This window comes from Mesorhizobium sp. WSM4906 (assembly GCF_029674625.1).
Classification (GTDB): Bacteria; Pseudomonadota; Alphaproteobacteria; order Rhizobiales; family Rhizobiaceae; genus Mesorhizobium.
Window position 1 is genome coordinate 3,835,487 of the sequence record NZ_CP121355.1, and the last position, 25,286, is coordinate 3,860,772.

At 64.1% G+C, this 25,286-nt stretch carries 22 protein-coding genes and 1 tRNA gene; 9 read left to right on the forward strand and 14 right to left on the reverse strand.

Annotated features, from left to right (window positions below):
• Window positions 1-97 precede the first annotated feature (97 nt).
• Together QAZ22_RS18255 and QAZ22_RS18260 are read right to left on the reverse strand one after the other, a co-directional pair.
• Complete coding sequence (locus QAZ22_RS18255; RefSeq protein WP_278202137.1) at window positions 98-589, reverse strand: SDR family NAD(P)-dependent oxidoreductase; 492 nt, start codon at window positions 587-589, stop codon at window positions 98-100.
• A 61-nt stretch (window positions 590-650) separates the two neighbouring features.
• Window positions 651-1,922 carry an epoxide hydrolase family protein gene (locus tag QAZ22_RS18260; protein ID WP_278202138.1) on the reverse strand — a complete coding sequence of 424 codons (1,272 nt, stop codon included), beginning with the start codon at window positions 1,920-1,922 and terminating at the stop codon, window positions 651-653.
• Between the two features lie 80 nt (window positions 1,923-2,002).
• Between QAZ22_RS18260 and QAZ22_RS18265 the strand changes: the two genes are divergently transcribed.
• On the forward strand, window positions 2,003-2,914 hold the full coding sequence (locus QAZ22_RS18265) for a LysR family transcriptional regulator (protein ID WP_278202139.1): 912 nt from the start codon (window positions 2,003-2,005) through the stop codon (window positions 2,912-2,914).
• Between the two features lie 469 nt (window positions 2,915-3,383).
• Here QAZ22_RS18265 and radC read toward each other — a convergent pair whose 3' ends face one another.
• The 3 genes from radC to map form a co-directional block, all read right to left on the reverse strand.
• Entirely contained in the window at window positions 3,384-4,136 is a 753-nt protein-coding gene (gene radC / locus QAZ22_RS18270) for a DNA repair protein RadC (protein WP_278202140.1), read from the reverse strand.
• Window positions 4,137-4,402: 266 nt separating this feature from the next.
• Window positions 4,403-5,086 (reverse strand): OmpW family protein, encoded by a 684-nt coding sequence (locus QAZ22_RS18275; RefSeq protein ID WP_278207878.1) that lies wholly within the window; start codon window positions 5,084-5,086, stop codon window positions 4,403-4,405.
• 479 nt (window positions 5,087-5,565) lie between these two features.
• Entirely contained in the window at window positions 5,566-6,393 is an 828-nt protein-coding gene (gene map, locus QAZ22_RS18280) for a type I methionyl aminopeptidase (RefSeq protein ID WP_278202141.1), read from the reverse strand.
• Between the two features lie 281 nt (window positions 6,394-6,674).
• On the opposite strand from map, the gene QAZ22_RS18285 reads away from it, so the two are divergent.
• The 3 genes from QAZ22_RS18285 to QAZ22_RS18295 all read left to right on the forward strand — a co-directional run bounded on the left by QAZ22_RS18285 (window position 6,675) and on the right by QAZ22_RS18295 (window position 7,867).
• Window positions 6,675-7,007, forward strand: a complete 333-nt coding sequence (locus QAZ22_RS18285) for a hypothetical protein (RefSeq protein ID WP_278207879.1) — start codon at window positions 6,675-6,677, stop codon at window positions 7,005-7,007.
• Between the two features lie 113 nt (window positions 7,008-7,120).
• Complete coding sequence (locus tag QAZ22_RS18290; protein ID WP_278202142.1) at window positions 7,121-7,357, forward strand: hypothetical protein; 237 nt, start codon at window positions 7,121-7,123, stop codon at window positions 7,355-7,357.
• A gap of 204 nt (window positions 7,358-7,561) precedes the next feature.
• Complete coding sequence (locus tag QAZ22_RS18295) at window positions 7,562-7,867, forward strand: DUF982 domain-containing protein (protein WP_278202143.1); 306 nt, start codon at window positions 7,562-7,564, stop codon at window positions 7,865-7,867.
• Window positions 7,868-7,871: 4 nt separating this feature from the next.
• On the opposite strand, the gene QAZ22_RS18300 is transcribed toward QAZ22_RS18295, so the two are convergent.
• From QAZ22_RS18300 to QAZ22_RS18325, 6 genes are all read right to left on the reverse strand, one after another.
• Window positions 7,872-8,558, reverse strand: coding sequence for an aspartyl/asparaginyl beta-hydroxylase domain-containing protein (locus tag QAZ22_RS18300; RefSeq protein WP_278202144.1), 687 nt, complete (start codon window positions 8,556-8,558; stop codon window positions 7,872-7,874).
• Window positions 8,559-8,658: 100 nt separating this feature from the next.
• On the reverse strand, window positions 8,659-10,152 hold the full coding sequence (locus tag QAZ22_RS18305; protein ID WP_278202145.1) for an efflux transporter outer membrane subunit: 1,494 nt from the start codon (window positions 10,150-10,152) through the stop codon (window positions 8,659-8,661).
• Between the two features lie 10 nt (window positions 10,153-10,162).
• Window positions 10,163-13,318 (reverse strand): efflux RND transporter permease subunit, encoded by a 3,156-nt coding sequence (locus QAZ22_RS18310; protein ID WP_278202146.1) that lies wholly within the window; start codon window positions 13,316-13,318, stop codon window positions 10,163-10,165.
• 4 nt (window positions 13,319-13,322) lie between these two features.
• Complete coding sequence (locus tag QAZ22_RS18315) at window positions 13,323-14,612, reverse strand: efflux RND transporter periplasmic adaptor subunit (RefSeq protein ID WP_278202147.1); 1,290 nt, start codon at window positions 14,610-14,612, stop codon at window positions 13,323-13,325.
• 89 nt (window positions 14,613-14,701) lie between these two features.
• Window positions 14,702-14,908 carry a hypothetical protein gene (locus tag QAZ22_RS18320; protein ID WP_278202148.1) on the reverse strand — a complete coding sequence of 69 codons (207 nt, stop codon included), beginning with the start codon at window positions 14,906-14,908 and terminating at the stop codon, window positions 14,702-14,704.
• 103 nt (window positions 14,909-15,011) lie between these two features.
• Window positions 15,012-15,695 carry a hypothetical protein gene (locus QAZ22_RS18325; protein ID WP_278202149.1) on the reverse strand — a complete coding sequence of 228 codons (684 nt, stop codon included), beginning with the start codon at window positions 15,693-15,695 and terminating at the stop codon, window positions 15,012-15,014.
• A 215-nt stretch (window positions 15,696-15,910) separates the two neighbouring features.
• Here QAZ22_RS18325 and QAZ22_RS18330 point away from each other — a divergent pair, with 215 nt between their 5' ends.
• Together QAZ22_RS18330 and QAZ22_RS18335 are read left to right on the forward strand one after the other, a co-directional pair.
• Entirely contained in the window at window positions 15,911-16,636 is a 726-nt protein-coding gene (locus QAZ22_RS18330) for a response regulator (protein WP_278202150.1), read from the forward strand.
• Entirely contained in the window at window positions 16,633-17,880 is a 1,248-nt protein-coding gene (locus QAZ22_RS18335) for an ATP-binding protein (protein ID WP_278202151.1), read from the forward strand. The genes QAZ22_RS18330 and QAZ22_RS18335 overlap by 4 nt, the downstream gene beginning before the upstream one ends.
• Window positions 17,881-18,311: 431 nt before the next feature.
• Here QAZ22_RS18335 and QAZ22_RS18340 read toward each other — a convergent pair.
• The 3 genes from QAZ22_RS18340 to phaC all read right to left on the reverse strand — a co-directional run bounded on the left by QAZ22_RS18340 (window position 18,312) and on the right by phaC (window position 22,001).
• Window positions 18,312-18,386: transfer RNA gene (locus tag QAZ22_RS18340), tRNA-Glu, on the reverse strand.
• Window positions 18,387-18,674: 288 nt separating this feature from the next.
• Window positions 18,675-19,895, reverse strand: coding sequence for a D-Ala-D-Ala carboxypeptidase family metallohydrolase (locus QAZ22_RS18345; RefSeq protein ID WP_278202152.1), 1,221 nt, complete (start codon window positions 19,893-19,895; stop codon window positions 18,675-18,677).
• 270 nt (window positions 19,896-20,165) lie between these two features.
• A complete protein-coding gene (phaC, locus tag QAZ22_RS18350) occupies window positions 20,166-22,001 on the reverse strand; it encodes a class I poly(R)-hydroxyalkanoic acid synthase (protein WP_278202153.1) in 1,836 nt (611 codons plus the stop codon).
• 97 nt (window positions 22,002-22,098) lie between these two features.
• Between phaC and QAZ22_RS18355 the strand changes: the two genes are divergently transcribed.
• From QAZ22_RS18355 to QAZ22_RS18365, 3 genes are read left to right on the forward strand one after another with little or no spacing between them, the layout of a single operon-like run.
• A complete protein-coding gene (locus QAZ22_RS18355) occupies window positions 22,099-22,503 on the forward strand; it encodes a hypothetical protein (RefSeq protein WP_278202154.1) in 405 nt (134 codons plus the stop codon).
• Between the two features lie 49 nt (window positions 22,504-22,552).
• Window positions 22,553-23,770 (forward strand): LL-diaminopimelate aminotransferase, encoded by a 1,218-nt coding sequence (locus QAZ22_RS18360; RefSeq protein ID WP_278202155.1) that lies wholly within the window; start codon window positions 22,553-22,555, stop codon window positions 23,768-23,770.
• 47 nt (window positions 23,771-23,817) lie between these two features.
• Complete coding sequence (locus tag QAZ22_RS18365) at window positions 23,818-25,131, forward strand: homoserine dehydrogenase (RefSeq protein WP_278202156.1); 1,314 nt, start codon at window positions 23,818-23,820, stop codon at window positions 25,129-25,131.
• The last annotated feature ends 155 nt before the right edge of the window (window positions 25,132-25,286 follow it).

The following is a 25,286-nucleotide window of genomic DNA, read 5'->3' on the forward strand; positions in this document are numbered from 1 at the left end:
TACGACAATCTGGCCTGGCTGATGTCGCGTGGCGCAGTCGGGTTCGGCATAGGTCACATCGAGCCGCCACAATGAGCTTTGCCGCTGTCCTCATGTGCTAATCAGACAGTCTGGTTGGGCGCAGTTTCAAGATCGTCGGGAGCCATTCGGCATCACCTACGTGGTGCCGATCGTTGAGCAGTATCGAAGTATAGGCTGACCTACGATCCGAACGGGTAGCTTCCGGGTCGATGCGTGCGGCGCGCAGGGTTCGCGTATACGCCATGTACTTTGAATCCATGGCGTCACGCATGTGCCCGTCATTGAGCTGTGCGAAGGGTAGCGTGATCGACTGCGTCCCTAAGGTCAGAACGAGGTGGTCGAACGTGCCGATCTCACCGAAGAAATGGCGCAGATCAGCCTCATCGGCAGGTGAAACGACATGGCCGCGCGCCAAGGGGCCAAGCAACTGAGCTCTGGCTGCCGCACGCTCCCGCTGTCGTCCGGTTATGATCACGCGAGCGCCAGCCTTGACGAACAGCTTCGCGGTGGCGTGTCCGATGTCGCCCGTCCCTCCGACGATGACTGCCGTCTGCTTTTGCAGGTCCATATACGCCGTTCCTCTCTGTCGAAGGTATCAACTTTGTCCGCTACCTTGGCGGTCTGCCCCGTCAGTCAAGTCCGGCAGCGAAATCCCGAATGTCAGCGGCAAGAACGTCCGTCTGCTCGAGCATCGGAAGATGGCCGCCCTCAACGTGCTCGCGCCACAATCTGATGTCGGGGCGCGATCGCTCGACGAAGCGGCGCGGCATGCGGGGCAGGAGCGGATCGGGAAACGACGAGTAGCCGAACGGAACCGCTATCTTCTGCCCTGGCTGCAGGCCAAACGGCTCCGTGGCAAAGCCGGCGTAGGGCCAGATCGAGGTCGCCACCGTGTCGGTGACGAGAAACAGCATGACTTCGGTCAGCAATCGGTCCGGGCCGTAGATCGCGTCGACGCTGCGCTTGCGCGTGTCGCTCCATTTCTGCCACTTGTCGAGCATGTAGGCGGCCCAGCCGACCGGGCTGTCCGTTAGGGCATATGTGATGGTCTCGGGGCGCGTGAACTGGAGGCGAAAGTAGGCGCTCTCACGATCCATGTTCTCCACCTCGGCTTTCGCATAGGCCATTTCCTCGGGAGCTGGGTCCGCGACACCCGTTTGGCCTGACCCATACTCCGCGCCAGCATGGCGGAAGGCGATCATGTGGGCATGGATGCCTGCCAGGTGGTCGGGCGTGTCGATCGCGATCCAATCGGCGACCACCGCGCCAAAGTCGCCGCCATGAATGAGGTAACGGGCGTAACCAAGAACATCGGTCATCAGGCGATCGATTCGCCTGGAGATGAAGCGGAGGCCACGGATTTGATCGTCGGGGGCTTCCGAGAACGCGAAACCCGGCAAGGACGGCACGATTACTTCGAAGCCATCGTCTGCGAGCTTCTCCGCCAGCGGAAGCATGGCGGCAAATGTGTACGGCCATCCGTGCAGGAGCAGCAGCGGCGGATGGGCGCCGTGTCCGCCGGCCGGAGCAAGTCGAGCATAGTGAACGTTTCGGCCGTCAATATTGACCAGATATTGCGGGGTGCGGTTCAGCGACGCCTCGATCGACCGCCAATCGTAAGTGTCGCGCCAGTACGACACGAGCTTCGCGAACCAGTCCGCATCTACGCCATACCGCCAGCCGGTGGTCTTCGAGACGTTCGGCCAATGGACGGTCTGGAGCCGATCCCTGACGCGGGCGAGCGTTGCGTCGGGGACATGGATCTTGAACGGTTCAGCTTGGGACATGGTGTTCGATTCCTTTGATCCGGAATCGGCCAGCAGTGCATTGGGCATCAAGCTCGCCGCCATCAGCGCTGACGCCGAGGCGAGGACTGCTCTGCGATCTGCTTCAAGAGACATGGGTTCATTCCAATTGAGGGCAAAGCCATAGCCTGAAATCATCGTTGCCATGAAGCAAATGGCATGTTTTCATGACAGTCATGAATGAGAAGAATTTTCGGGGCGTCGATCTGAACCTGCTGGTGATGTTCGTGGCGGTGATGCGCGAACGATCGACGACGCGCGCGGCCGAGCGCCTGTTCGTGAGCCAGCCTGCGGTGAGCCACGCGCTGCGGCGGCTGCGAGCGATCTTCGACGACCGGCTGTTCGTGCGCGTGCGCCAGGGCATGGTCCCGACACCGCGCGCCGAGGCGCTCTACTGCGACTTGCTGCCGAGCCTCGAGGCGATCGAGCGCAAGCTGCAGGAACGCGACCACTTCGAGCCGGGGCCTTCCGAACGCGTGTTCCGACTGGGTCTGCCGAGCGCGCTGGACATCTGCGTCATGCCGCTACTGTTGGAGGCGCTCGCTAAGCAGGCCCCTCGCGTGAGTCTGGTTGTGCGGCCTGTGAGCCTGCATACGGGGCCAGCGCTTCTCGACAGCGAGGAGATTGAGCTGGGCGTGTCGGTATTTCCGAGGATCGAATCCTGGCACCGCCGCAGGAACCTGGGCCCGCGCAACTACGGCTGCGTGTTCAATGGCCGGCGGCTGGGAATCCGGCCGCCGATCACCCTCAAGCGCTACCTCCGCCTGCCGCACCTGCTGACCTCGTTCAGCGGCGAGCGAAGCGGCGTGGTCGACACCGCCCTTGCCAAGCAGGGGCTGAGCCGTCGTGTCCTGGTGGCGGGCGACCTTGCCGCGCTGCCGTTCTATCTCTCCAAGTGCGATGCGGTCGCAACGCTGCCCGACTACGCAGCCCGGGTGGTCGCGGCCCGGCTAGCATTGAGCTACAGCAAGCCGCCACTCGCGCTGCCGGATTTTTCGCTCTCCATGATCTGGCATGACCGGCACGACTACGATCCCGGCCACCGCTGGTTCCGCGACCTGGTCGGCGAGATCGTCATTGCCATCTGAAGCTCGTCTCGCAATGCCCGTGGGAGGCGGAATTCTCGCCCTGGCACGTCCGTGGTCCATGGGTGCCGCTTGCTCAAGGTCCGGTGCCCGGAGTCGAGCTGACCCCGCTCTGACCGCAGGCCTGCGAACGGGCACCAAACGCATCTGTCGTCATTCGGATGGCATGGCGCCACTGATCAGCTCCGCGAGGGAGCGGAGCACATGCTTTGGCGGGTGCGCGCGGTACTCGTCCGTTTGATTGGTGCGGTTGGGAGCGAAGGGAGCGGATCATCGCCATGAGTTCGGGCCAACAGGATCATGCCGGGAGGAGCCCGAGTGTTCAGTGGAAGGCGGCAGTCTTCGCGCGCGATGGCACGCGCCAGATGTCATGTCTGGACCTATGAGCGGCTCGGGTGAACTCCCCGACTCGGCAATCGCATCGAAACCGAAATGTCTGCAATTGAGTCCGTTCTGCTCCAAGCAGACATCGCTAAATCAGCAGCAGCCCCTTCATCGAGGCGTTGCCCTTGCGGCCGATGATGATGTGGTCGTGCACCGCGATACCGAGGGGCTTCGCCGTATCGATGATCTGCTTCGTCATCTCGATGTCGGCGCGCGAGGGCGTCGGGTCGCCGGACGGGTGGTTGTGGACCAGGATGATGGCGCTGGCGGACAGTTCGAGCGCGCGCTTGACCACCTCGCGCGGATAGACGGGCGTGTGGTCGACGGTGCCGGTCTGCTGCACTTCGTCGGCGATCAGCCCGTTCTTCTTGTCAAGGAAGAGGATGCGGAACTGCTCACGGGTCTCGAAGGCCATCGCCGAGCGGCAATAGTCGAGAAGTTGCGGCCAGTTGGACAGAACCTCGCGGCTCTGCACCTCGCCGCGGGCCATGCGCTGGGCGGTCGCCGCGACGACCTTGAGATCGGTCGCCACCGCCGGACCGATGCCTTTGACTTCCTCGAGCAGGGAAGGCGGCGCGCCGAGCACCTCGGCCAACGAGCCGAAGCGGGCGATCAGCGCCTTGGCGATCGGCTTGGTGTCAACGCGCGGGATCAGCCGGAAAAGCAGGAGCTCGAGCAACTCATAGTCGGGCAGGGCATCCGGTCCGCCGGCGACGAAGCGTTCGCGCAAGCGTTCGCGATGACCATGATAGTGCGGCTTTTCGGCCGGCTCGGCCTTCGCGGGCCGCCGGATCGGCAGCTCCGCGAAAAATCCCCGCTCGTCGTCGCCGGTTTCCCCCATAGGCCGCCCGCTCTTGGCCGGAAAGGCCCGGCAAGAAGAAACTCTAAGCCGGTAGGCCGGGGCCAGTCGAGTTTTTTCGGCACGGGCGCGAAATCCTGCACCGGCTTCGGTCGTGTCGACGGGTGTGCGCGCACTGCCGCGACGATGATTCGAGGGGCCAGCCTGCGTATTGAAGGTGACGAAGGCGCCCGATGCGCGAGGAGGACGCGCAAAGCACCCTCCGAATAGCGACTCAAATGCAGGCAATCGGCCTTCGTCGTGCCTTGTCAGAAGCGGTAGGTGACGCCCGTGCCGATCAGCCACGGGTTGAGCCTGGCCTTACCCGTAAAGTCCGTGCCGCCGACCGTGACGTCGAATTTCGGCTCCAGGAAGAGCTTCTTGACGTCGAAATTGAAGCCCCAATGCTGATCCAGCATGTAATCGAATCCGACCTGCAGAGCGCCGCCGAATGTGTCCTTGACATGGAGAGCGTCGGCACTGCCGGCATCCTGGTTGTAAAAGATCGTGTAGTTCACGCCAGCACCGACATAGGGCTTGAAGGCGCCGAAATCGGTGAAATGGTATTGCAGCGTGAGCGTGGGCGGCAGCAACCAGACCTTGCCGATCTTGCCCAATCCGCCGATCGTTCCCTCGCCGTAGATATTGGCGTAGGTGGTGCCGAGAATGAGTTCGGCGGCGAGATTGTCGGTGAAGTAATAGGAGATGTCCAATTCCGGCGTCACCGTGTCCGAATAGGAAAGGTCAGAGCCCGGGATTCCGTTGACGTTGCCCTTGTCGTCCGTGATCACGCCCAGGGCGCGCAGGCGAATCTGCCAAGGGCTGGATGCCGCTATGGGAGCCTCTGCTTGCGCAGTGTCCACCGATCGTACGTCCGCCGCCGCGGCCTGCTGCAGCCCTGCCACAACAAGCGCGATGGCAACCGTCGTGATCCCTCGCCGTCGCGGCCCCATCCAGTCTCTCACCATGATATCTCTCCTTGAAATTTCGAATTTGGTGCGCTGCAGCAATGACAGCCGCGGAGAGATGCTCGGTTGACCCAGATCAATGGTGGAATGAAGTAGATTGAAGCAGCATTTTCTTCGATGTCGCATGTAACAAAAATGCAACAATGACGATCGCGACAATGAGGCGGAGCCCGGCCTAGAAAGACCGAGTAGCCATGGGCGCAGAGGGCCGAATGTCGCGACGGCGTGAGCTCCAAAAGAAGAAGCCTCTTGCGCACAGCGATACGATGAGCGGCATACCCCTGCGCGGGACCATGGACGTCGTGGGGGAAACTTCAAGTGCTACGGTCGGGGACGGTCCGGCGGCAAGAATCCTAGAGCAATTCCAGGAAAAGTGTGAAAACGGTTTTCCGTTCGGAATTGCGCCAAAACAAAGAGATAGAGCGGTTCGCCGTTCCCGTCTTCCCGTGAAACGGTGAAATGCTCTAGGCCGGCAGACCGGGGCGGTCGAGCTTTTTCGGCGACAGCGTGAAGATCTCGCAGCCGGTATCGGTGACGCCGATCGTGTGCTCGTATTGTGCCGACAGCGAACGGTCGCGCGTCACCGCCGTCCAGCCATCCGACAGCACCTTCACATGCGGGCGGCCGAGGTTGATCATCGGCTCGACGGTGAAGATCATGCCGGGCCGCATCTCGACGCCTTCGTTGACGGTGCCGTAGTGCAGGATGTTCGGCGCGTCATGAAAAAGCTGGCCGACGCCGTGGCCGCAGAAGTCGCGCACCACCGAACAGCGCTCGGCCTCGGCATAGGTCTGGATCGCGGCGCCGATGGCGCCGGTGCGGGCGCCGGGCCGGATCGCGGCGATGCCGCGCATCAGGCATTCATAGGTCACTTCGAGCAGGCGCTCGGCGGCGCGCTTGATCGTCCCCACCGGGTACATGCGCGAGGAGTCGCCATGCCAGCCGTCGAGGATATAGGTGACGTCGATGTTGACGATGTCGCCGTCCTTCAGCGGCTTGTTGTCGGGAATGCCGTGGCAGACGACGTGGTTGATCGAGGTGCAGGAGGACTTGGTGTAGCCGCGATAGTTGAGCGTCGCCGGCAGCGCGCCGTGGTCCATGCCGAACTCGAAGACGAAGCGGTCGATGGTCTCGGTAGTGACGCCGGGCTTCACCATCGACACGAGTTCGTCGAGGCAGCGCGCGGTGAGGTCGCAGGCCTTGCGCATGCCGGCAAAGCCTTCTTCGCCATAAAGGCGAATCTGGCCGGTGTTTCTCAAGGGGGCCGTTGCGGCGTCGAGATAGGTAACCATTCTTGTCCGTTCGCGGGTTGGCTCCTGACGCGAGCCGATGCGGGAATTTTCTCCAGATTTGGCACCGGAAGCGGCAAGGTTCAAGGACGAAGTGCCTTCAACCGGTTTGCTGCGGGGAATATTCGCTGGCGCAGAGCTGGCGCGTCCGGGTTAGTTGCAAGCTTTCCTTTCGCTGCCCCATGGGGTAGGGCGGTCTGGATATGGGAGATTTAATGCCGTTGACGGCATCGGAACGCGCAAGATCGACGCTGCAGCCATTCAGGACCGCATGCTTGGCCCTGATGGCGATGCTCGTGCTCGCGCTGCTGGGCTTCGCTCAGGCCGAAGTCTCCGCGTCCGCCGCCTCGGCCGCGGGCGGCCCCGGCCTCAGCGCAACGCGGCAGGGCGAAACGCTTGCATTGCTGAGGGTCACCGGCAAGGCGCAGGCCATCGAGGCCCGCGCCGGCCGGCCGCTGCCCTTGAAGCTCGTCGGCGGCAATCCCGGCGCGCTCGCCCCCGCATCCGATTTCCTTGTCAGCGGCCAGGCCTTGCCGGCGCAGGCGAACATCGCGCCTGTTCCCGTGGCCGCGACGCTCTCGCATGCCAACCAGCCTCGCGCGCCACCAACGGGCTGAACCCGGCGGCCGCTGACCGCAGTTTTCACACCTCAAACATTCCTTCGCGCTGCGATCTGGCGACGGCATGTGCCGCCCGCCGGCTGCGTGGCGCGTCCATTGGACATTTCGCGATGCGACGTATCAAGACCTTCAAAACGCTCACGCGCGCTGCCTCGGCAGCCTCGTTTCTCACCGTCCAGGCAATCATCTGCGCCGGCACCGTCTACTGGGCCATTGCCGAAACGCTTCGCATGGAGGGGACGGCCGCGATCGTGCTCGGCGTCATCTTCGCCATTCCGTCCGCCTATCTGCTGATGGTGGTCTCGCGCATGGCCTACGATGCGGAGACGGACCCGGCGAACCAGTAGGCGCGAATGAAATTGGCGGAATACGGGACGGAGCGATGCCTGTCGCATCGCCCCGTCGAACGATGTGACCAGGGTGCCGATCCGCCGCACCCAGGCTCGAGCGGCCGACCGTACTGAGGTCACATTCCTGTCCCAGAAGGCGTCAAAAGAATTTTTTCAGAACGAACGGCGCTGCTCGGGCTTCGCCAGTTCGGGAGACAGGGAATGGACAGACTGCAATTCGAGGTGCCGGTGCGCATCACGCCCGCGCCCGGCCTGCCGGTTGAGGAAATCTACAGCGTCGAGCAGGCGCTCGACTTCCTGCAGGACTGGCCGAAGCGCCGCCAGGGCAAGGTCTATGATCTCGCCTTCAACGCCTGCTTCGGCGCGACCGTCGATGTCGCGAGTTCGGAGGAAGCCTGCCGCGCCTTCATGGCTTTCTGCCGCATCAGCGGGTTGCTCGCCCGGGATATGATGTTGCCGGTCAAGCGCGGCGGCAGCGCAAGGAGATTTCGCGAGGCGAGGGCGTAAGGCTTCAGCCGGCGAAAGATACCCCTCTGTAGTGCATTCCCACCTGCACGCCGCGCACGATCAGTCTGGACAGGATCTCCATGTCCAGGGGCATTTCTGGACGCCACACATCGAGCAGCAAGGCAATACGCGCCTGATCGGCGTTGTTCATCACCTCGTGCTCGAAAGTGTCGTCCCAAAGCATGCACTCGCCGTCGGAGATGCGCCTGTCCTCATGGTTGATCATCATGACTGTCGCCGGCCGGCCATCCGCCTGTTTCGGGATGACCAGACCGAGATGAAATCTCATGATGCCGCGAAAGGGACCGCGATGGGGCGGGATATGCTTGCGCGGCGCCAGGAATGAGACGGCCGCCGATTTGACCTCGGGGCATTCGGACAGCAGCCGGCCGAGGGTGGGCATTCGCGCGAGGTTTTCCGGAATCGTCATGTCGTAGGCCTTGAGCACGAACATGCGCCAATCGAGGCCGTCATTGGCCGAAATCTCGGCCTGCTCCGGCATGATGTCGTGGAAGCGCGGCACCCTGTTCAACTGCACCGCCAGGGCTTCGTCGCGAATACTCTGCCAGGCGGCCGCGAACTTCGTCGCGTTGGGGAAATGGGTGCTGATATCAAGAATCGCTGGTGCATCTATGCGCTTTTCATAGATACGACGCACCAGATTGGTTCCAAGATCGTAGACGTTCGACATCGCATTGCCTCGACCAGGTTATAGTATAGTGGATGATTGCTTTCAGCTATTGCTCACGGAGATTTGTTCCGAGGGCTTCAGATAGACGTCCGGCTTCATATCACTGCGTTTCCGATGCCAGCCGCGGACCGGCGCCGACATCGACGACTTCAGGCTTGGCGCTGTCGATCGTGCCGTCCCAACCGCCGCCGAGCGCCTTGTTGAGTGCGATGTAATCGGTGGCCAGCGACACGCGGCTCTGCAGCAGGGTGTCCTCGGCCGTGTAGAGCGACCGCTCTGCATCCAGCACGTCGAGAAGGCTTGTCTCACCCGCTTTGTAGAGTGTTCTTTCGAGCCGGGCGGCGTCGCCATAGGATTTTGCGGAAGAGGCGAGCTTGCCGTTCCTGATCCGCTCCTGCGACAGAGAGACGGTGGCGTTTTCCACGTCCTCCAGCGCCGTCAGCACGGCGGCCTTGTAGGCAATGAAATATTGGTCGCGCTGGGCTTTGGCGATCTCGACGGCCGCCTGCAACTGACCGGCGTTGAACAGCGGCACGCTGAGCGTCGGGCCGAACGACCAGCCGATGGTGGAATTCCTGCCGAGATCGCCGAGCTTGAGGGCGGTGGTACTGATGTCTCCCGTCAGGCTGACGCTCGGATAGCGCGCCGCCTCTGCCTGGCCGATCTTGGCCGTGTACTGAGCATATTGCCGTTCCGCCATCCGCACGTCGGGGCGGGTCAGCAGGATGTCGGCCGGAATGCCGGTCGGGATCGGCAGGCGCGGCGCCGGGATCGACGTGGGGCGCTTCAGCCGCTCGACCAACGCCGCCGGCGGACGGCCGGTGAGCACCGAAAGGCGGTGCACCGCTTCGGCGTAGTTCGCTTCCAGGGTCGGGACGTCGGCTTCCGTGCTGCTTGCCTGTCCCATCGCCTTGGCGACATCGGCAGCGGTTGCCGTGCCGGCCAAGGCCATGGTGCGGGTGAGCTCGGCGGTCTGCCTTTGCGATGCAGCCGAGCGCCGGGCAAGCGCGATGCGGGTCTGGTAGCCGCGGGCCTGGACGTAGTTGGAGGCAACATCGCCGATCAAGGTCAGCAGGGTCGAACGGAGGCTCTCTTGGGAGGCGTCCAATCCGTAGCGGGCGGCCTCGACACTCCTGTGGTTGGCGCCGAAGAGATCGAGCTCCCAGCTGGCGTCGAAGCCCGCCTGATACTGGTCGTAGGTCTCGCTGGCGGTCCCGCCCGAGGTGGTCGCGGCGACCTTGTTGCGCGTGGCGGAGGCCGAACCGTCGACGGATGGAAACAGCGTCCCCGCGGATTGGCGGTAGGACGCGCGTGCCTCGCGGATCTTGGCCTTGGCCGTCGCCACGTCCAGATTGTCGGCAACCGCTTCCTCGACCAACTGGTTGAGCTCGGGATCGCGGAGCTTCCGCCACCATAGCGACAACTGCGCCGGCTTGGCCGGCTTCGTCGCCTTCCAGTCGCTCCAGGTCGCTGGCACGACCAACAAGGGCGTCCGATAGTCTGGACCAACGACGCATCCGGAGAGCAGAAGGCCCGCAAAGGCGGGCAAAAGCAGCCCTTTCGCGGTCCGCAGACCACGTTCGAAACCCATCATGACGAAACCCTTATTGCTGAGTGGCTGTGGCTGGCGTCCCGCCCGTATCCTGCCCAGAATCCTGCTTGGCGGCCTTGCCCTTGAAGATGCGGCGCACCGTGACGAACAGCAGCGGCACCAGGAACACGCCGATCACGGTTGCCGCGAACATGCCGCCCATCACGCCGATGCCGACGGAATTCTGCGCGCCCGAACCCGCGCCGCTGGCGATTGCCAATGGCGTGACACCGAGAATGAAGGCCAGCGACGTCATCAGGATTGGCCGCAGTCGTTGCCGCGCCGCTTCCAGCGTCGCCTCGACCAGCCCCATTCCCGCCGCCTGCCGTTCGATGGCGAATTCGACGATGAGGATGGCGTTCTTGGAGGCGAGACCAATCGTGGTCAGCAGGCCGACCTTGAAATAGACGTCGTTGGTCTGCCCGAACAGGCTCGCCGCCAGCAGCGCGCCGAAGATGCCGATCGGCACCGACAGCATGACCGCGAACGGGATGGACCAGCTCTCGTAAAGCGCGGCGAGGCAAAGGAAGACGACGAGCGCCGAGATCAGATAGAGCGACATCGCCTGGTTGCCGGAAAGCCGCTCCTGATGCGAGAGCCCCGTCCACTCATGCGCGTAGCCTGCGGGCAGTTGCGCGACCAGCTTGTCGATCTCGTCCATGGCGGCGCCTGAACTCACGCCCGTCGCCGCCGCGCCCTGGATTTCCACGGCCGCCGAACCGTTGTAGCGCTCGAGCCGGGGCGAGCCGTATGTCCAATGGCTGGAGGCGAAGGCCGAGAATGGCACCATGGCGTTGCCGGAATTGCGGACCTGCCATTTGTCCAGGTCTTCCGGCTGCATGCGGAAGTCCGCGTCCGCCTGCAGATAGACCGGCTTCACCCGACCGCGATCGATGAAGTCGTTGACGTAGTCGCTGCCCCAGGCGGTGGAGAGCGTGTTGTTGATGTCGGAGAGGCCGATGCCGAGGGCGCTTGCCTTTTCCTGATCGATGTCGACCGAGAACTGCGGCTGATCCTCCTGGCCGTTGGGGCGGGTGTTGGCGAGCAGCTTGCTCCGCGCGGCAAGACCGAGAAGCTGGTTGCGCGTCTGGATCAGCGCCTCATGGCCGGCGCCGTTGACGTCCTGCAGATAGAAGTCGAAACCGCTGGTGTTGCCGAAGCCCTGGATGGCGGGAGGGGCGAGCGCGAAGACTTGCGCATCCCTGATCTTGGAGAAGGCGGCCATGGCGCGGCCGGCGACCGCCTTCGCCGCCAGGGCCGGCGACGTGCGCTTGTCGAAATCCTTCAGCCGAACGAACGCGATACCGACATTCTGTCCAGCGCCGCCGAAACCGAAGCCGGATGCGGTGAACACCCCATCGACCGCGTCCTTCTCCTCGTTCAAATAGTGGTCGGTCACCTGGGCGAGCACGCGCTCGGTTCGGTCCTGTGTCGCGCCGACCGGCAGCTGCACGCTGGTGATCAGGATGCCCTGGTCCTCGTCGGGCAGGAATGAGCTTGGCAGCCTGGCAAACATCCAGCCCATGGCAATGACGATGGCCAGGAAAACGACGAGGAAGCGCTTGCCCCGGTTGATGATGCCGTGCGAGCCGTCGCGATAGGCCGTCGTGCCGCGGTCGAAGGCGCGGTTGAACCAGCCGAACGGACCTCTCTGCGTCGCGTGATCCCTCGGCGGCCGCAGGATCGTGGCGCACAGCGCGGGCGTCAGCACCAGCGCGACCAGCACCGAGAGCACCATCGCCGAGACGATGGTTACCGAGAACTGCCGGTAGATGATGCCGGTGGAGCCGCCGAAGAAAGCCATCGGCACGAACACGGCCGACAGCACCGTGGCGATGCCGATCAGCGCGTCGGTGATCTCGTTCATCGATTTGCGCGTCGCCTCTCTCGGCGGCAGGCCTTCCTCCGCCATGACGCGTTCGACATTTTCGACCACGACGATGGCGTCGTCGACGAGCAGGCCGATGGCGAGCACCATGGCGAACATGGTCAGCGTGTTGATCGAGTAACCGAAGAAGGAGAGCACACCGAAGGTGCCGAGCAGCACCACCGGAACGGCGATCGTCGGGATGATGGTGGCGCGCAGGTTCTGCAGGAAGAGCAGCATCACCAGGAACACCAGCACGATCGCTTCTGCCAGCGTCTTAACCACCTCTTCGATCGACAGGCGTACGAAGGGCGATGTGTCGTAGGGGTAGACGACCTCGACGCCTTGCGGGAAGGTCGAACTCAGACGGTCGATGGTCGCGCGCACCGCCTCGGCGGTGCTGATCGCATTGGCGCCGGTCGCCAGATTGACCGCGACGCCGGCCGACGGCTTGCCATTGTAATGGGCGGCCGTCGTGTAGCTTTCGGCGCCGATCTCGACCCTGGCGACGTCGTTGAGCCGAACCAGCGAGCCGTCGGTGTTGCTCTTCAGGATGATGTTGCGGAACTGCTCGGCGGTCTGCAGCCGGCTCTTGGCCGTCACCGTGGCATTGAGCTGCTGTCCCTTGCGCGCCGGCAGGCCGCCGATCTGGCCGGCGGAGACCTGGGTGTTCTGCGCCTCGATCGCGGTGACGACGTCGCTCGGCATCAGCGCATATTGGGCGAGCTTGTCGGGGTCGAGCCAGATGCGCATGGCATAGCCGGAGCCGAAGAGCTGGGTGGAGCCGACGCCTTCGACGCGCTTCAGCGTGTCGTTGACCGTGCTGTCGACATAGTCGGCAAGGTCTGTCGAGTTCATCTTGCCGTCGGTGGAAACGAAGCCGATGACCATCAGGAAGCCGGTCGAGGATTTGGAGACGGTGATGCCGTTGCTCTGGACGACCTGCGGCAGCTGCGACTGCACCAGCTGCAGCTTGTTCTGGGTCTGCACCTGGGCGGTGTCGGGATTGGCGGCGCTGGTGAAGGTCAGCGTGATCGAGGCCTGTCCGGTCGAGGTCGACGTCGCCGTCATGTAGTCGAGATTGTCGATGCCGGTCATGCCTTGCTCGATGACCTTGGTCACCGAATTCTCCACCGTCTGGGCGTCGGCGCCGGGATAGCTGGCGCTGATGTTCACCGTGGTGGGCGCGATCTGCGGGTATTGCGAGATCGGCAGCGACCGGAGCGCGAGCAGGCCGCCCAGCATGATCACGATGGCGATCACCCAGGCAAAGATCGGGCGATTGATGAAGAAAGTCGACATCGCCTCAGTTCCCGGTTGCGCCAGACGGTTGCTTGGCGGCGCCGGCAGCCTTGCCGCCAGCCGGTTCCGCCGTGGCGGAGGTCTGCTGGCGATCCTTGATCTCGCCGGTCGCCTCGTCGATCGTCACCTCGACCGGCGTCGCGTCGCCGCCTGCGCGCACTAGCTGCACGCCTTCAACGATGACGCGGTCGCCGTCGCCGACGCCGGAGTCCACCAGCCAGTTGTTGCCGACGCTGTTGCGCACGCTGAGAGCACGTGACTCAACCTTGCCCTGGGCATTGACCACCATGGCCGTCGCCTGACCTTTCGGGTCGCGGGTGACGGCGCGCTGCGGCACCAGGAAGCTGTTCTGCGCCACACCTTCCTCGACGATGGCGCGCACATACATGCCTGGCAGCAGCAGGCGGTCGGGATTGGGGAACTGGGCTCTGAGCGCGAAAGTGCTGGTGGATTGGTCGACATTGGCGCCGGCGAATTCCAGCTTGCCGGTTCGCGAGTAGATGGAGCCGTTGTCGAGCTTGAGCTTCACGCTGACGTTGGGCCCGCTGACCTTCAGCCGGCCTTCGTTGATCGCCTGACGCAGGTTGAGCAGATTGGTGCTGGACTGCGTGACATCGACATTGATCGGGTCGAGCGCGCGAATGGTGGTCAGCACCGTCTCCTGGTTGGCGGTGACCAGCGCTCCCGGCGTGAGCGTGGATTTGTCGATCCGGCCGGCGATCGGCGCGGTGATCGAGGTGCGGTTGAGGCTGATGCGCGCCGTCTCGACGCTCGCCTTGGCCGATGCAACGTCGGCCTGGGCCTGCGCCAGCGTCGCGGCGGCATCGTCAAAGTCCTGCTTCGAGACGACGTTCTGCTTCAGCAGTCCGGAATAGCGGTCGAACTTGGCCTGGGCGGTGGGGAGCGCCGCTTCGGCCTTCTGCCGGGCGGCGACGGCGCTGTCATAGGCTGCCTGGTAGCTCGCCGGATCGATAAGGTAGAGCGGCTGTCCCGGCACCACCTCGGCGCCTTCCTGGAACAGGCGCTGCTGGATGATGCCGTCGACCTGCGGGCGTACCTCGGCGATGAGGGAGGCCGCCGTGCGGCCGGGCAGTTCGGCGGTGATCGCGACCGATTGCGGATGCAAGGTGACGACGCCGACCTGGGGCCGGCCGACGCCGCCCATGCCCGCAGGAACCTCGCTCTTTTCCTGCGAACAGGCCGCCAGAAAGAGTACCGCACACAGCATTCCTGCCCAGGGAGAGAGGCGACGTGGCCTCGTCGGCAAAAGAGAATGACTAGGCTGGATATGCATCGGCTGGATCTTTCGCTGAAGTTGCAGTCGCCGCCTGACCATCGACGGCGCCGGCCGCGACCAGCACGGCGACGAGGAGAAGATGCCTTTTACGCAATTTTCTGGTCATGATTTTCAGTGCTTGAAGACGACATCGGAAGCGACAGGCGGTAAGCGGCGAAGCTCAGCCGGATCGCCCCTTTTAGCGCCTGCTTCGACAGGATCCGTTGCCTGGCATCGGCGCTGGAGCGGATTGGCAAGGGCGAGCCCAGCGAGGCAAGCAGCCGCAGCATCATCAGGGCTTCCCACATCATCATGCGCTCCACGCTTGACGGCGGTCGCGCGGTCGCGTCCGCCAATTCGCAAAAGAACCGGCCGGCCCGTGAACGGGTGGATCAGCGGACCGGCCGGTGCAGACGGTCAGAGTTGCTCGCCATTCCGGGGTAGGGGTGGCTGAAGCTGTCCGTGCGGATCTCCAGGGCCGGCTACGTCGTCCGGCGGATTGCCCCATGGACCGGGGGGCGGGCCGTGCGGTCGATCCGCTGAAGCGAGGATTTCGAGCTGTTCGGGCGTCAGCTTGGTGCGCAGCACGGCGATCGCATCCTTCAGCTTGGCGGCCGAAGCCGCGCGCTTGGTGACTTCGTCGGCCAGTCGCTCCTGGAAGGCGAAGGGATCGCGTTGCGCCTGGTCGGGACCGCCGGGCGTGGACGGCCCGCCTACTTCAGAGCCACTGCGAGCGCCGGGGCCATGGTCGAACCGCGGCGGCGCCAGGACCGCCTGCAGCGCGCTGGTATAGTCGCGCCAGGCATCGAGCTGCTCGGTGCGGATGCCGATGCGGGTCTCGAGCGCCGAAAGCCGAGCGGCAAGCATCTCCGGCGGTGGCGGTCCCATGCGGCGGAAGGCTTCCGGCCCCTGTGGCATCGGTCCGTGCCGCATCGGCCCATGCGGGCCGGGCCAGGGCATCGGGCCCGGGCCCGCATCGTCCTGCCGGCCGATCGCCGGCGGTTCGTCACCAGGCGCCGCGGCAGGGTCGGACTGGGCGGCCAGCACGGGATGGATGGCCGCGACCGAGAACAGGCCGAGCGCCAAAAGTCTGCTTCGCATGACGTGATCCTTTCCTGCATGCTTCGGATGGCGGGAGGATAGGAAGCGTCTTTTGCCGTTTTGCTTCGGCGCGTTGCCGAAGGTTTCCAGAAAAGGGAGATTTGTTTCTGAATGTTTCCGGAGCCTTCCCGGAAACATTCGGTTGCAAATTTCCATGCCGCTCTTTCGGCCGCTCTTCCTATAATCGGTGGCGAACAAGGTGAGATGGGCTGGGAATGCAGGCACAACCCCACATCCTCGTCGTCGATGACGACCGCGAGATCAGGACGCTGCTCGGACGCTATCTCGACGGGCAGGGTTTTCGCGTCTCGGTGGCGGCCGACCGGCGCGAGTGCGAGCAGAAGCTCGGCTCAGGCCAGTTCGACCTCATCGTGCTCGACGTCATGCTGCCCGACGGGTCGGGTCTCGACATCTGCCGCGCCTTGCGCGACCGCAAGCCGCATATTCCGGTCATTCTGCTGACCGCGCTGAAGGAGGATGTGGACCGCATCATCGGGCTGGAGCTCGGCGCCGACGACTATCTCGGCAAGCCGTTCAACCCGCGCGAGCTTTCAGCCCGCATCCGCGCGGTGCTCAGGCGCTCGGCGCCGGAGGAAGCCGCTCCGCCCAAGGTTCGCGTCTATCGTTTCGCCGGTTACAGGCTTGAGCCGGACACGCGCAAGGTGATCGACGCCGAAGGTGCCGCGATCGACCTTACCGGCGCCGAGTTCGACCTGCTGCAGGTCTTTCTCGACCGGCCGGGGCGGCTCCTGTCGCGCGATCAGCTGCTCGATCTGACGCAGGGGCGCGAGCGCGAGCCGCTCGACCGGTCCGTCGACGTGCTGATGAGCCGGCTGCGTCGGAAATTCGCCGAGGCGGGCGAGGAGAACCTGTTCAAGACCGTGCGCAATGGCGGCTATCAACTGACCGCGCGTGTCGAGACCGCGGAGACCGGGGCATGACCTCGCTGCGCCGGCGGCTGATCATCCTTCTGGTCGTTTCGATCCTGGGCGTCGTCGGGCTCGCCACCTTCGTCGCGGTGAAGGTGCTCGGCGGGCCGTCGCCGGAACTGATCATGGGCCCGCTCGCCCACCAGATCCAGTATATGGTGCAACTGGCTCCCGCCCACGCGCCGAATTCAAGCGATGCACCCGTCATCGTGCAGGATCGCCCGGCCGACGGCTTCGAGGACCGCAAGCACACAAAAATGCTGAACGAGATCCTGCGCCACAACGGCCTCGATGTTTCGGCCGTGGTCAGCCGCAATGCCGACAGGCCGGGAATGGTCGCTTCGGTCGAGCTGCCCGACCATCGCTGGATGATCGTCGATGTCCCCGATTTCGGTCCGCCGCGCGATGTCTGGTACGGGCTGGCGGGCTGGATGGTGCTGATCGTGCTCGGCGCCACGCCGGTGTCGATCTACTTCACCGGCGTGCTGGTGCGGCCGCTGGAAATGCTTGAGGCCGCCGTCAGCAAGATCGGTTCGGACGGGGTGCTGGCGACGGTTCCTGAAGAGGGGTCGGCCGAAGTCAGGGCCACCGCGCATGCGCTCAACCAGCTTTCGGCAAGGCTCGAGGCGGCGATGGAAAGCCGCATGCGCCTTGTCGCGGCCGCCGGCCATGACCTCAGGACGCCGATGACCAGGATGCGGCTCCGCGCCGAGTTCCTCGACGAGGATCGCGAGAAGTGGCTGAGCGATCTCGACGAGCTCGACCGCATCGCCGACAGCGCGATCCGCCTGGTGCGCGAGGAGGTCAACCAGGATGCGGTAGAACCGGTGGAACTCGACGGGCTGGTCCGCGACATCGAGACCGAGATGACGGCGCTCGGCCATGCGGTGACGATCGACCATCTCGATCATGTGTCCGTCAAGGCCGGCGCGCTCGGCCTGCGCCGCGCGCTGCGCAACCTGATCGTCAACGCCGCGACGCACGGCAAGAGCTGCACCGTCTCGCTATCGAGGCAAGGCGGCCGGGCGGTCCTGACCATCGCCGACCGCGGCCCCGGCATCCCGCCGGACCTGTTGAACAAAGCCTTCGAGCCGTTCTTCCGGGTCGATCCGGCACGCACGCAGTTCATCCCGGGCGCGGGACTGGGGCTGGCGATCGCGAAGGAAATCATCGAGCGCTACGGCGGGATGATCCGTCTGGAGAATAGGCAGGACGGGGGACTGGTGCAGACTGTGGTGTTCGCGGCCGTTTCTTAATGGAATCGACGCTATCGAGGTTGCTTTATTTGACTTGTTCAATCACCGGGGCCGGCGGCTGGTCGGTTGCCGGAGCCAGCGTGCAATCTTGCCCCTTGCATTCCTGGACAGGGTTATCCTTTGGGGGCAAGCAATTTTGCCCCTCGCAGTGTTTTGCCGCCTGTTCTTGCGTTGCATCACCGTTCGACTGGGCAGGCTGATCCTCGGCGCGGAGGGGCTGCAGTCCTGCCAGTACGGTCATGGCCGCGCACAAGAGCGTTATCCGAAGCAAGTTCATTCTCGCCTCCACGGCTGAGAGCGGGGATAACTTTACACTTTCGGGTCGAGGCCGACATACCGTCACCGGCCAACGAAGTTAACGTCGCGTTTTCGCTCATGCACGATACAGATCTCGCGCACGTGGTCGGTTTCATCTTGGCAAGGGAAAGACTTGGTACGCCCAAGGGGAATCGAACCCCTGTTACCGCCGTGAAAGGGCGGTGTCCTAACCGCTAGACGATGGGCGCGCTCAGACGAAGCGGCTTATAATTGCGTTGTTGGCAACCGGCAACCCATGCGCAGCCACATGCGACAACTTTTTTCAAGCGTGGCAAAGGGCGGTTTCGTCATCCTATGGCGGAGCAAGGAGCGAAGCGACGCGGCGCAGACCATAGGATCCATGCCGTTACGCTAAAGCGTTGCAACGGTGCAGAATTCTGCTCCGCTGCATCCTTCGGCCAAGGTCACGGCATGGATCCTTGGGTCTTCGCTCCGCTTCGCGTCACTACGCCCAAGGATGACGAGGTCGGGGAGGCTCAGTTCTCGCCGCTGCTGGCGCGCCGGCGGCAGCGCCAGTTCCAGTCGCGCTCGGGCCCGACGTCGACATGGATCGATTCGGTGTGGCAGTAGGTGCCGACGCCGCCGCGGCCGGGCATCGAGCGGACATAGCTCGCCAGCTCCCACTTGGACACGCCGGGCACCTGGATGTCGGCGGCGGCGCAATACATGTGCAGCGAGTTCTTGGCTCCGTTGGCGCGGCGGTTGCGGGACGGGTCGCGATAGCCGGAGGTGACGATCATCTTGCGGCCGAAATGGCCCTCGATGGTCTTCAGCACGCGCACCAGCGACGGCTTCAGGCAGGCGACGTCGACGCTTTCGTTCTGCTTCAAGAGACCGTTGGGCGCGAGCCTCGCCATGCCGGCGGCGGACGCCACCTGGTAGGAGCCGCCTTCGTCCTCGTTGAGGTCGACGTCGCTCTCGTCGTCGATTCCGGACTTGCGCTTGATCTCGAACAGCGCCGTCTGGCGCACGCCAGGCAAGGCATCGGCGCCGGTGATGTGGTTGCTTGGATCGTCTCCGAGGGAAGCGAGTTGCACCGGCTTGTCGCCCGGGGTCGCGGAGGCGAGCGTCACGATCGGCTTGGCCGGTGGCGGCGTGGTCTTGGCCTGCGCGGCGGGCTGGCCGCTCGAACGCGTGTTGATCAAGGGTGCAGGCGCTGCCGAGGCCGGGGTGGTGCTGAACAGCGAGGCGAACAGGCCCTTTTTCGGCGCGGCAACCGGCTGCTGCGCCGGGTCACCCGCCGTCACGTAGACGCCGCCATTGTTCATGACCGGCGCTGTCTCAGCCTGCGCTTGCGACGCGACCGCGGCGGCATCGCCGGCAGCGACCTTCTCGGCGACGGCTTTCGTCTCGTCAGCCGTCTGCGTCGGCTGCACCAGCGGTTGCGGCGTATTGCCGGCAATCGAGGTGGCGCCGGCAGGCACGGCGACCTCAGGGAATGCGGCTCCGGGCCGTATCTCCGGCACATAGGCGACTTTTTCGGGCAGTGGCTTGTCGCCTTCGCCCATCACGGTCGATGCCGCCTCGGGCGAGGCCGACGCCACTTGCTGCGTCGAATCGGTCGAGGCCACGGGCTTGGCGGTGGAAGCCGCGCTCATCTCGGTGGCGGTTGAATTGTAGCCGGGAGTGACGACCGACATCGTCGGGTCGCCGGTCGAGGTGCAGGAGGCCAGAAGCACGGAGAAAAGCGCTGCCACAATGCTGCGGCTTTCCCTTCGTGCAAGACGCCAACCCACTGGTTTCAAAATAAAATTCCCCCTCGGTATCCGGTCCGTTCATCATCGCCGTGGCGCTCCAGTGCCCCTGGCGATGACCTCCTGTTCCCGAACCGGAAACGGGATCTGTGTCGATCTGCAAGCCTCGGATTTCTTCTGCGTCTGAAGGCGAACTGAGGCTGCGAAAACGATTAACGCCCACCATTTCGCCCTGTTTTGAGGGGCCGTCAACTCACCAGACATTACAGTCCGTTACACACGCACCTTGACATAGGTGCCCGGCGCATCCCCCAAGGTTTTCATACGCTTGCCCGGTTGGCGGGCGGGTAGATGCACATTGTCCTGGCTTTCGATCCAGTGCTGCCAGTGCGTCCACCACGAGCCCGGATGCTCGTGCGCGGTGGCGAACCAGGTGTTGAAATCGCCCACCGGCTTGGCGCCGGTCCAGTACTGGTATTTATGCGCCGCAGGCGGATTGACGACGCCGGCGATGTGACCGGAGCCCGCCATCACATACTCGACGTCGCCGCCGAAAAATCGCGAGCCGAGGAACACGGAAAGCGCCGGCGCGATGTGGTCTTCCTTCGTCGCCAGGTTGTAGACCGGTATCGTGATGTCGGCCAGCGAGACGGTGCGGCCGGCGAGTTCCATCGTGCCGCGCGAGAGATTGTTCTCGAGATAGCAGTTGCGCAGGTAGAAGGAATGGTTTGCCGCCGCCATGCGCGTCGAGTCAGCATTCCAGTAGAGCAGGTCGAAGGGCAGGGGGTCCTTGCCGCGCATGTAGTTGTTGATGACATAGGGCCAGATCAGGTCGCCGGAGCGCAGCATGTTGAAGGCGGTCGCCATCTTGGTGCCTTCGAGATAGCCCTTCTCGTTCATCGAGCGCTCGACCGCGGCAACCTGGTCCTCGTCGACGAACACCTTGAGGTCACCGGCATGGGTGAAGTCGACCTGGGTGGTGAAGAAGGTGGCCGACTTGATGCGGTGGTCGCCTTCCTGCGCCAGAAGCGCGAGCGCCGCGGCCAGCAGCGTGCCGCCGACGCAATAGCCGATCGCGTTGACCTCTTTCTCGCCGGTCGCCTTCTCGACCATGTCGAGGCCAAATTGCAAGCCTTCGCGAATATAGGCTTCCCAGCCCTTGGCGCCGTGGCGCTCGTCAGGATTGATCCAGGAGATGACGAAGACCGTGTGGCCCTGCTCGATCGCCCAGCGGATGAAGGATTTCTGCGGGTTGAGATCGAGGATGTAGTATTTGTTGATCCAGGGCGGGCAGACGAGCAGGGGGCGCCTCAGCACCGTCTCGGTCGTCGGGTCGTACTGGATGATCTCGGCGACATCGCTGCGGCCGATCACCTTGCCTGGCGTCGTGGCGATGTTCTTGCCGATCTCGAACGGCGCGTAGTCGGCCTGGCGGAGCTTCAGGTCGCCCCTGCCGGCGGCGATATCCTCGGCCAGCATCTTCATGCCGCGCACGAGGTTCTCGCCGTTGGAGGCGACGGTCTCGCGGAACAGTTCCGGGTTGGTGAGGATGAAATTCGAGGGCGCGATCGCGTTGGAAACCTGCTTGACGTAGAAGCTCGCCTTGTGGCGGGTGTGCTCGTCCAGGCCCTCGGCATGCTCGACGAGGTCGGAAGCCCAGCGCGAGGTGACGAGATAGGCCTGTTTCAGGAAATCGAAGAAGGCGTTGCGGCCCCATTCCGGGTCCTGGAAACGCTTGTCGCCACGCTCGGGCTTGACCGCGTCCTCAGCCGTTTCGGCATTGGGGCTGACCTTCTGAATGGCGTTCGCCCAGACCGTCATGTAGCCGGCGAAGAGCCGCGTCTGCGCTTCCAGCGCGCGCTGCGGGTCGGCCAGCCAGTATTCCGAGAGTTTGGAGAAGGTCTTGACCATGTCGACCACGGGTTCGGCGACATGGTCGCGCACCTCACCCTTCTCGCGCGGCTCGGCCCAGGCGGAGGCAGCCTTGCCTGCCTGCTCGATCATGCGCGCCATGTTCAACGCGAAACGCTCGGGATCTTTGACCAGATATTGCTCGACGGTCGAAGGTCCGCCATTTTCCGCTTTGTCCGAATCGGGCGCTTTGGACATGGTTCGCGGGGTTCCTCCCGGAGCGTTTTCTTGACATATTACCATGGGACATCTGACCGGGTCCAACACGCTCTAACCCGGCTGCCAGGAAAACAATATGACGATTAATGTAGGCGGGACTTATTTTCTCGGCGCCGGTTCGATTTGCCGCATCGCCGTCGCGGCAGTGGTGCTGTGTGCGCCGCTGCTTGCGGGCGGCTGCGAGACCAGCAACAACAATTCGGCGCCGACGGCGTTGACCGAGGGCCCGAAGGATACCGGCTCCTATCCGAACCTCAACATTCCGCCGCAGGTGGCCGCCAAGCAGCTGTCCAAGGAAGAGACCGCCGCCAAGCTCGGCGAGCTCAAGGCCGACGAGCAGGCGCAGCTTGCCAAGGGCGGCGGCGTCAAGCCGACCGCCAATCCTGCCGCGCTCAACACGCTCGCCAGAACGCATGGCGACGACACGCTGAAGCAGATCGAAGGCAAATGCGATCCCGCCCTCGACCCTAACTGCAATTAGGTTTATATCGCGCGCCGAAAGCGCCCCCGTTTGATCGTCTGGAACTGAAATGGAAGAATTTCACAAGGTCCGCCGGCTTCCGCCTTACGTGTTCGAGCAGGTCAACCGGCTGAAGGCCAGCGCCCGCTCGCGCGGCGCCGACATCATCGACCTTGGCATGGGCAATCCGGACCTGCCGACGCCGAAAGCCATCGTCGACAAATTGTGCGAAGTGGTACGCGATCCGCGCACCCATCGCTATTCGTCCTCGCGCGGCATTCCCGGCCTGCGCCGCGCCCAGGCGAACTACTACCAGCGCCGCTTCGGCGTGAAGCTCAACCCCGACACGCAAGTCGTGGCCACCCTTGGTTCGAAGGAAGGCTTCGCCAACATGGCGCAGGCGATCACAGCGCCCGGCGACGTCATCCTCTGTCCCAATCCGACCTATCCGATCCACGCTTTCGGCTTCATCATGTCGGGCGGCGTCATCCGTTCGCTGCAGGTGGAGCCCGACGACGGCTTCATCCCGGCGGTCGAGCGCGGCATCCGCCACTCGATCCCGAAGCCGCTGGCGCTGATCCTCAACTATCCGTCCAACCCGACTGCGCTGGTGGCCTCGCTCGATTTCTACAAGGACGTGGTCGCCTTCGCGAAGAAGAACGACATCATCATCCTGTCGGACCTTGCCTATTCGGAGATCTATTTCGACGGCAACCCGCCGCCCTCAGTGCTGCAGGTTCCGGGCGCGATCGACGTCTGCGTCGAGTTCACCTCGATGTCGAAGACCTTTTCCATGCCCGGCTGGCGCATGGGCTTCGCGGTCGGCAACGAGCGGCTGATCGCGGCGCTGACCCGGGTCAAATCCTATCTCGACTACGGCGCCTTCACGCCGATCCAGGTGGCGGCGGCGCATGCGCTGAACGGCGATGGCGCCGACATCGCCGAGGTGCGCGAGGTCTACCACAAGCGGCGCGACGTGATGGTCGATTCCTTCGGCCGCGCCGGGTGGACGATTCCTGCGCCGGCGGCCTCGATGTTCGCCTGGGCGCCGATCCCGGAGCAGTTCCGCCAACTCGGCTCGCTCGAATTCTCCAAGCTGCTCATCGAGCATGCCGACGTGGCGGTGGCACCGGGGATAGGCTTCGGCGAATACGGCGACGATTTCGTCCGTGTCGCGCTGGTCGAGAACGAGCACCGGATCCGGCAGGCGGCGCGCAACATCAAGCGGTTCCTGGCTTCGACCGCCAAGCAGCCCAACAACGTCGTGCCGCTTTCGGCCCGCCGCTAAGCTCGCCGCACATCACACCGACCAATCTTTGAGGGGCGTCGCCGGACATGGCTGAAGCGTTGCGTGTTGGAATTGCCGGCCTTGGCACGGTGGGCGCCTCGGTGGCGCGCGTGCTCGACGAAAAGGCGGCGGAACTCACCCGCCAGTGCGGTCGCGACATCCTCGTCACGGCCGTATCGGCCCGCGACCCGAAGCGCGACCGCGGCGTCGATTTGAGCGCTGCCAAGTGGTTCGGCGACGCCGTGGAGATGGCCGAAAAGGCCGACATCGATGTCTTCGTCGAGTTGATCGGCGGCGACGAAGGACCTGCCCGCGCATCCGTCAAGGCGGCGCTCGAGGCAGGCCGCCACGTCGTGACCGCCAACAAGGCGCTGCTGGCCAAGCATGGCGTGCAGTTGGCGGAGATCGCCGAGAAGAAGGGCGTGCTGCTCAACTACGAGGCGGCGGTCGCCGGCGGCATCCCGGTCATCAAGACGATGCGCGAGGCGATGGCCGGCAACCAGGTCACCCGCGTCTTCGGCATCCTCAACGGCACCTGCAACTACATACTGACCCGCATGGAGGCCGAAGGCATCTCCTTCGACGCCTGCCTGAAGGACGCGCAGCGCCTGGGCTATGCCGAAGCCGATCCGACCTTCGACATCGAGGGTCACGACACGGCGCACAAGCTGTCGATCCTGACCAGCCTTGCCTTCGGCACAAGGATCGCCGCCAACGACATCTACATGGAAGGCATCTCCAACATCACCCAGGCCGACATTCGCGCGGCGGCCGATCTCGGCTACCGCATCAAGCTGCTCGGCGTCGCCCAGCGCACCGACAGCGGCATCGAGCAGCGCGTGCATCCGACCATGGTGCCGACGGCCTCCGTCATTGCGCAGGTGCACGGCGTCACCAATGCGGTGGCGATCGAGACAGACATCCTTGGCGAGCTTTTGCTCTCCGGCCCCGGCGCGGGCGGCAACGCCACCGCCTCCGCGGTGGTCGGCGACATTGCCGACATCGCCAAGAGCCGGCCGGGCTTCCAGCACGCACCGGTCTTCGGTTGGCCGGCGAGGGAATTGAAGCCCTACAAGAAGGCGCAGATGCGCAGCCATGCCGGCGGCTATTTCATCCGGCTCACGGTCCATGATCGCATTGGCGTCTTCGCCGCGATCGCCAAGCGCATGGCCGACAACGACATTTCGCTGGAATCGATCGTGCAGCAGGCGGCCGGTCCGGAAACCCAGGCGCAGAAGACGGTCATCCTCGTCACGCATGAGACGACGGAAGCGGCAGTGCGCAAGGCGGTCGAAGGCGTCACCAAGGACGGCCATCTGACCGACAAGCCACAGGTGATCCGCATCGAGCGAGCCGAATAGTTCGAGTCACATTTCATCTTTAATCGATTGATCTTGCTGCCATTTCAAAAATTGGCATGGCAAGTCTTGCCGTTGTCATGGAGCTTTGCCAGAAGAAGCGCGCCTCTGGCGGGAGGTGTCGAGCAGTAGGGCGGTTCAGAACCGAACCGCCTTCA

What these genes read in the sequence shown, in the direction of transcription:
- QAZ22_RS18315 (WP_278202147.1), bottom strand. Translation starts at nt 14,612, where the DNA reads ATGCATATCCAGCCTAGTCATTCTCTTTTGCCGACGAGGCCACGTCGC.
- QAZ22_RS18355 (WP_278202154.1), top strand. Translation starts at nt 22,099, where the DNA reads ATGACGATTAATGTAGGCGGGACTTATTTTCTCGGCGCCGGTTCGATT.
- QAZ22_RS18255 (WP_278202137.1), bottom strand. Translation starts at nt 589, where the DNA reads ATGGACCTGCAAAAGCAGACGGCAGTCATCGTCGGAGGGACGGGCGAC.
- QAZ22_RS18300 (WP_278202144.1), bottom strand. Translation starts at nt 8,558, where the DNA reads ATGTCGAACGTCTACGATCTTGGAACCAATCTGGTGCGTCGTATCTAT.
- QAZ22_RS18360 (WP_278202155.1), top strand. Translation starts at nt 22,553, where the DNA reads ATGGAAGAATTTCACAAGGTCCGCCGGCTTCCGCCTTACGTGTTCGAG.
- QAZ22_RS18330 (WP_278202150.1), top strand. Translation starts at nt 15,911, where the DNA reads ATGCAGGCACAACCCCACATCCTCGTCGTCGATGACGACCGCGAGATC.
- QAZ22_RS18310 (WP_278202146.1), bottom strand. Translation starts at nt 13,318, where the DNA reads ATGTCGACTTTCTTCATCAATCGCCCGATCTTTGCCTGGGTGATCGCC.
- QAZ22_RS18305 (WP_278202145.1), bottom strand. Translation starts at nt 10,152, where the DNA reads ATGATGGGTTTCGAACGTGGTCTGCGGACCGCGAAAGGGCTGCTTTTG.
- QAZ22_RS18335 (WP_278202151.1), top strand. Translation starts at nt 16,633, where the DNA reads ATGACCTCGCTGCGCCGGCGGCTGATCATCCTTCTGGTCGTTTCGATC.
- radC (WP_278202140.1), bottom strand. Translation starts at nt 4,136, where the DNA reads ATGGGGGAAACCGGCGACGACGAGCGGGGATTTTTCGCGGAGCTGCCG.
- QAZ22_RS18265 (WP_278202139.1), top strand. Translation starts at nt 2,003, where the DNA reads ATGAATGAGAAGAATTTTCGGGGCGTCGATCTGAACCTGCTGGTGATG.
- QAZ22_RS18365 (WP_278202156.1), top strand. Translation starts at nt 23,818, where the DNA reads ATGGCTGAAGCGTTGCGTGTTGGAATTGCCGGCCTTGGCACGGTGGGC.
- QAZ22_RS18260 (WP_278202138.1), bottom strand. Translation starts at nt 1,922, where the DNA reads ATGTCTCTTGAAGCAGATCGCAGAGCAGTCCTCGCCTCGGCGTCAGCG.
- QAZ22_RS18320 (WP_278202148.1), bottom strand. Translation starts at nt 14,908, where the DNA reads ATGATGATGTGGGAAGCCCTGATGATGCTGCGGCTGCTTGCCTCGCTG.
- map (WP_278202141.1), bottom strand. Translation starts at nt 6,393, where the DNA reads ATGGTTACCTATCTCGACGCCGCAACGGCCCCCTTGAGAAACACCGGC.
- phaC (WP_278202153.1), bottom strand. Translation starts at nt 22,001, where the DNA reads ATGTCCAAAGCGCCCGATTCGGACAAAGCGGAAAATGGCGGACCTTCG.
- QAZ22_RS18295 (WP_278202143.1), top strand. Translation starts at nt 7,562, where the DNA reads ATGGACAGACTGCAATTCGAGGTGCCGGTGCGCATCACGCCCGCGCCC.
- QAZ22_RS18275 (WP_278207878.1), bottom strand. Translation starts at nt 5,086, where the DNA reads ATGGGGCCGCGACGGCGAGGGATCACGACGGTTGCCATCGCGCTTGTT.
- QAZ22_RS18285 (WP_278207879.1), top strand. Translation starts at nt 6,675, where the DNA reads ATGGCGATGCTCGTGCTCGCGCTGCTGGGCTTCGCTCAGGCCGAAGTC.
- QAZ22_RS18290 (WP_278202142.1), top strand. Translation starts at nt 7,121, where the DNA reads ATGCGACGTATCAAGACCTTCAAAACGCTCACGCGCGCTGCCTCGGCA.
- QAZ22_RS18325 (WP_278202149.1), bottom strand. Translation starts at nt 15,695, where the DNA reads ATGCGAAGCAGACTTTTGGCGCTCGGCCTGTTCTCGGTCGCGGCCATC.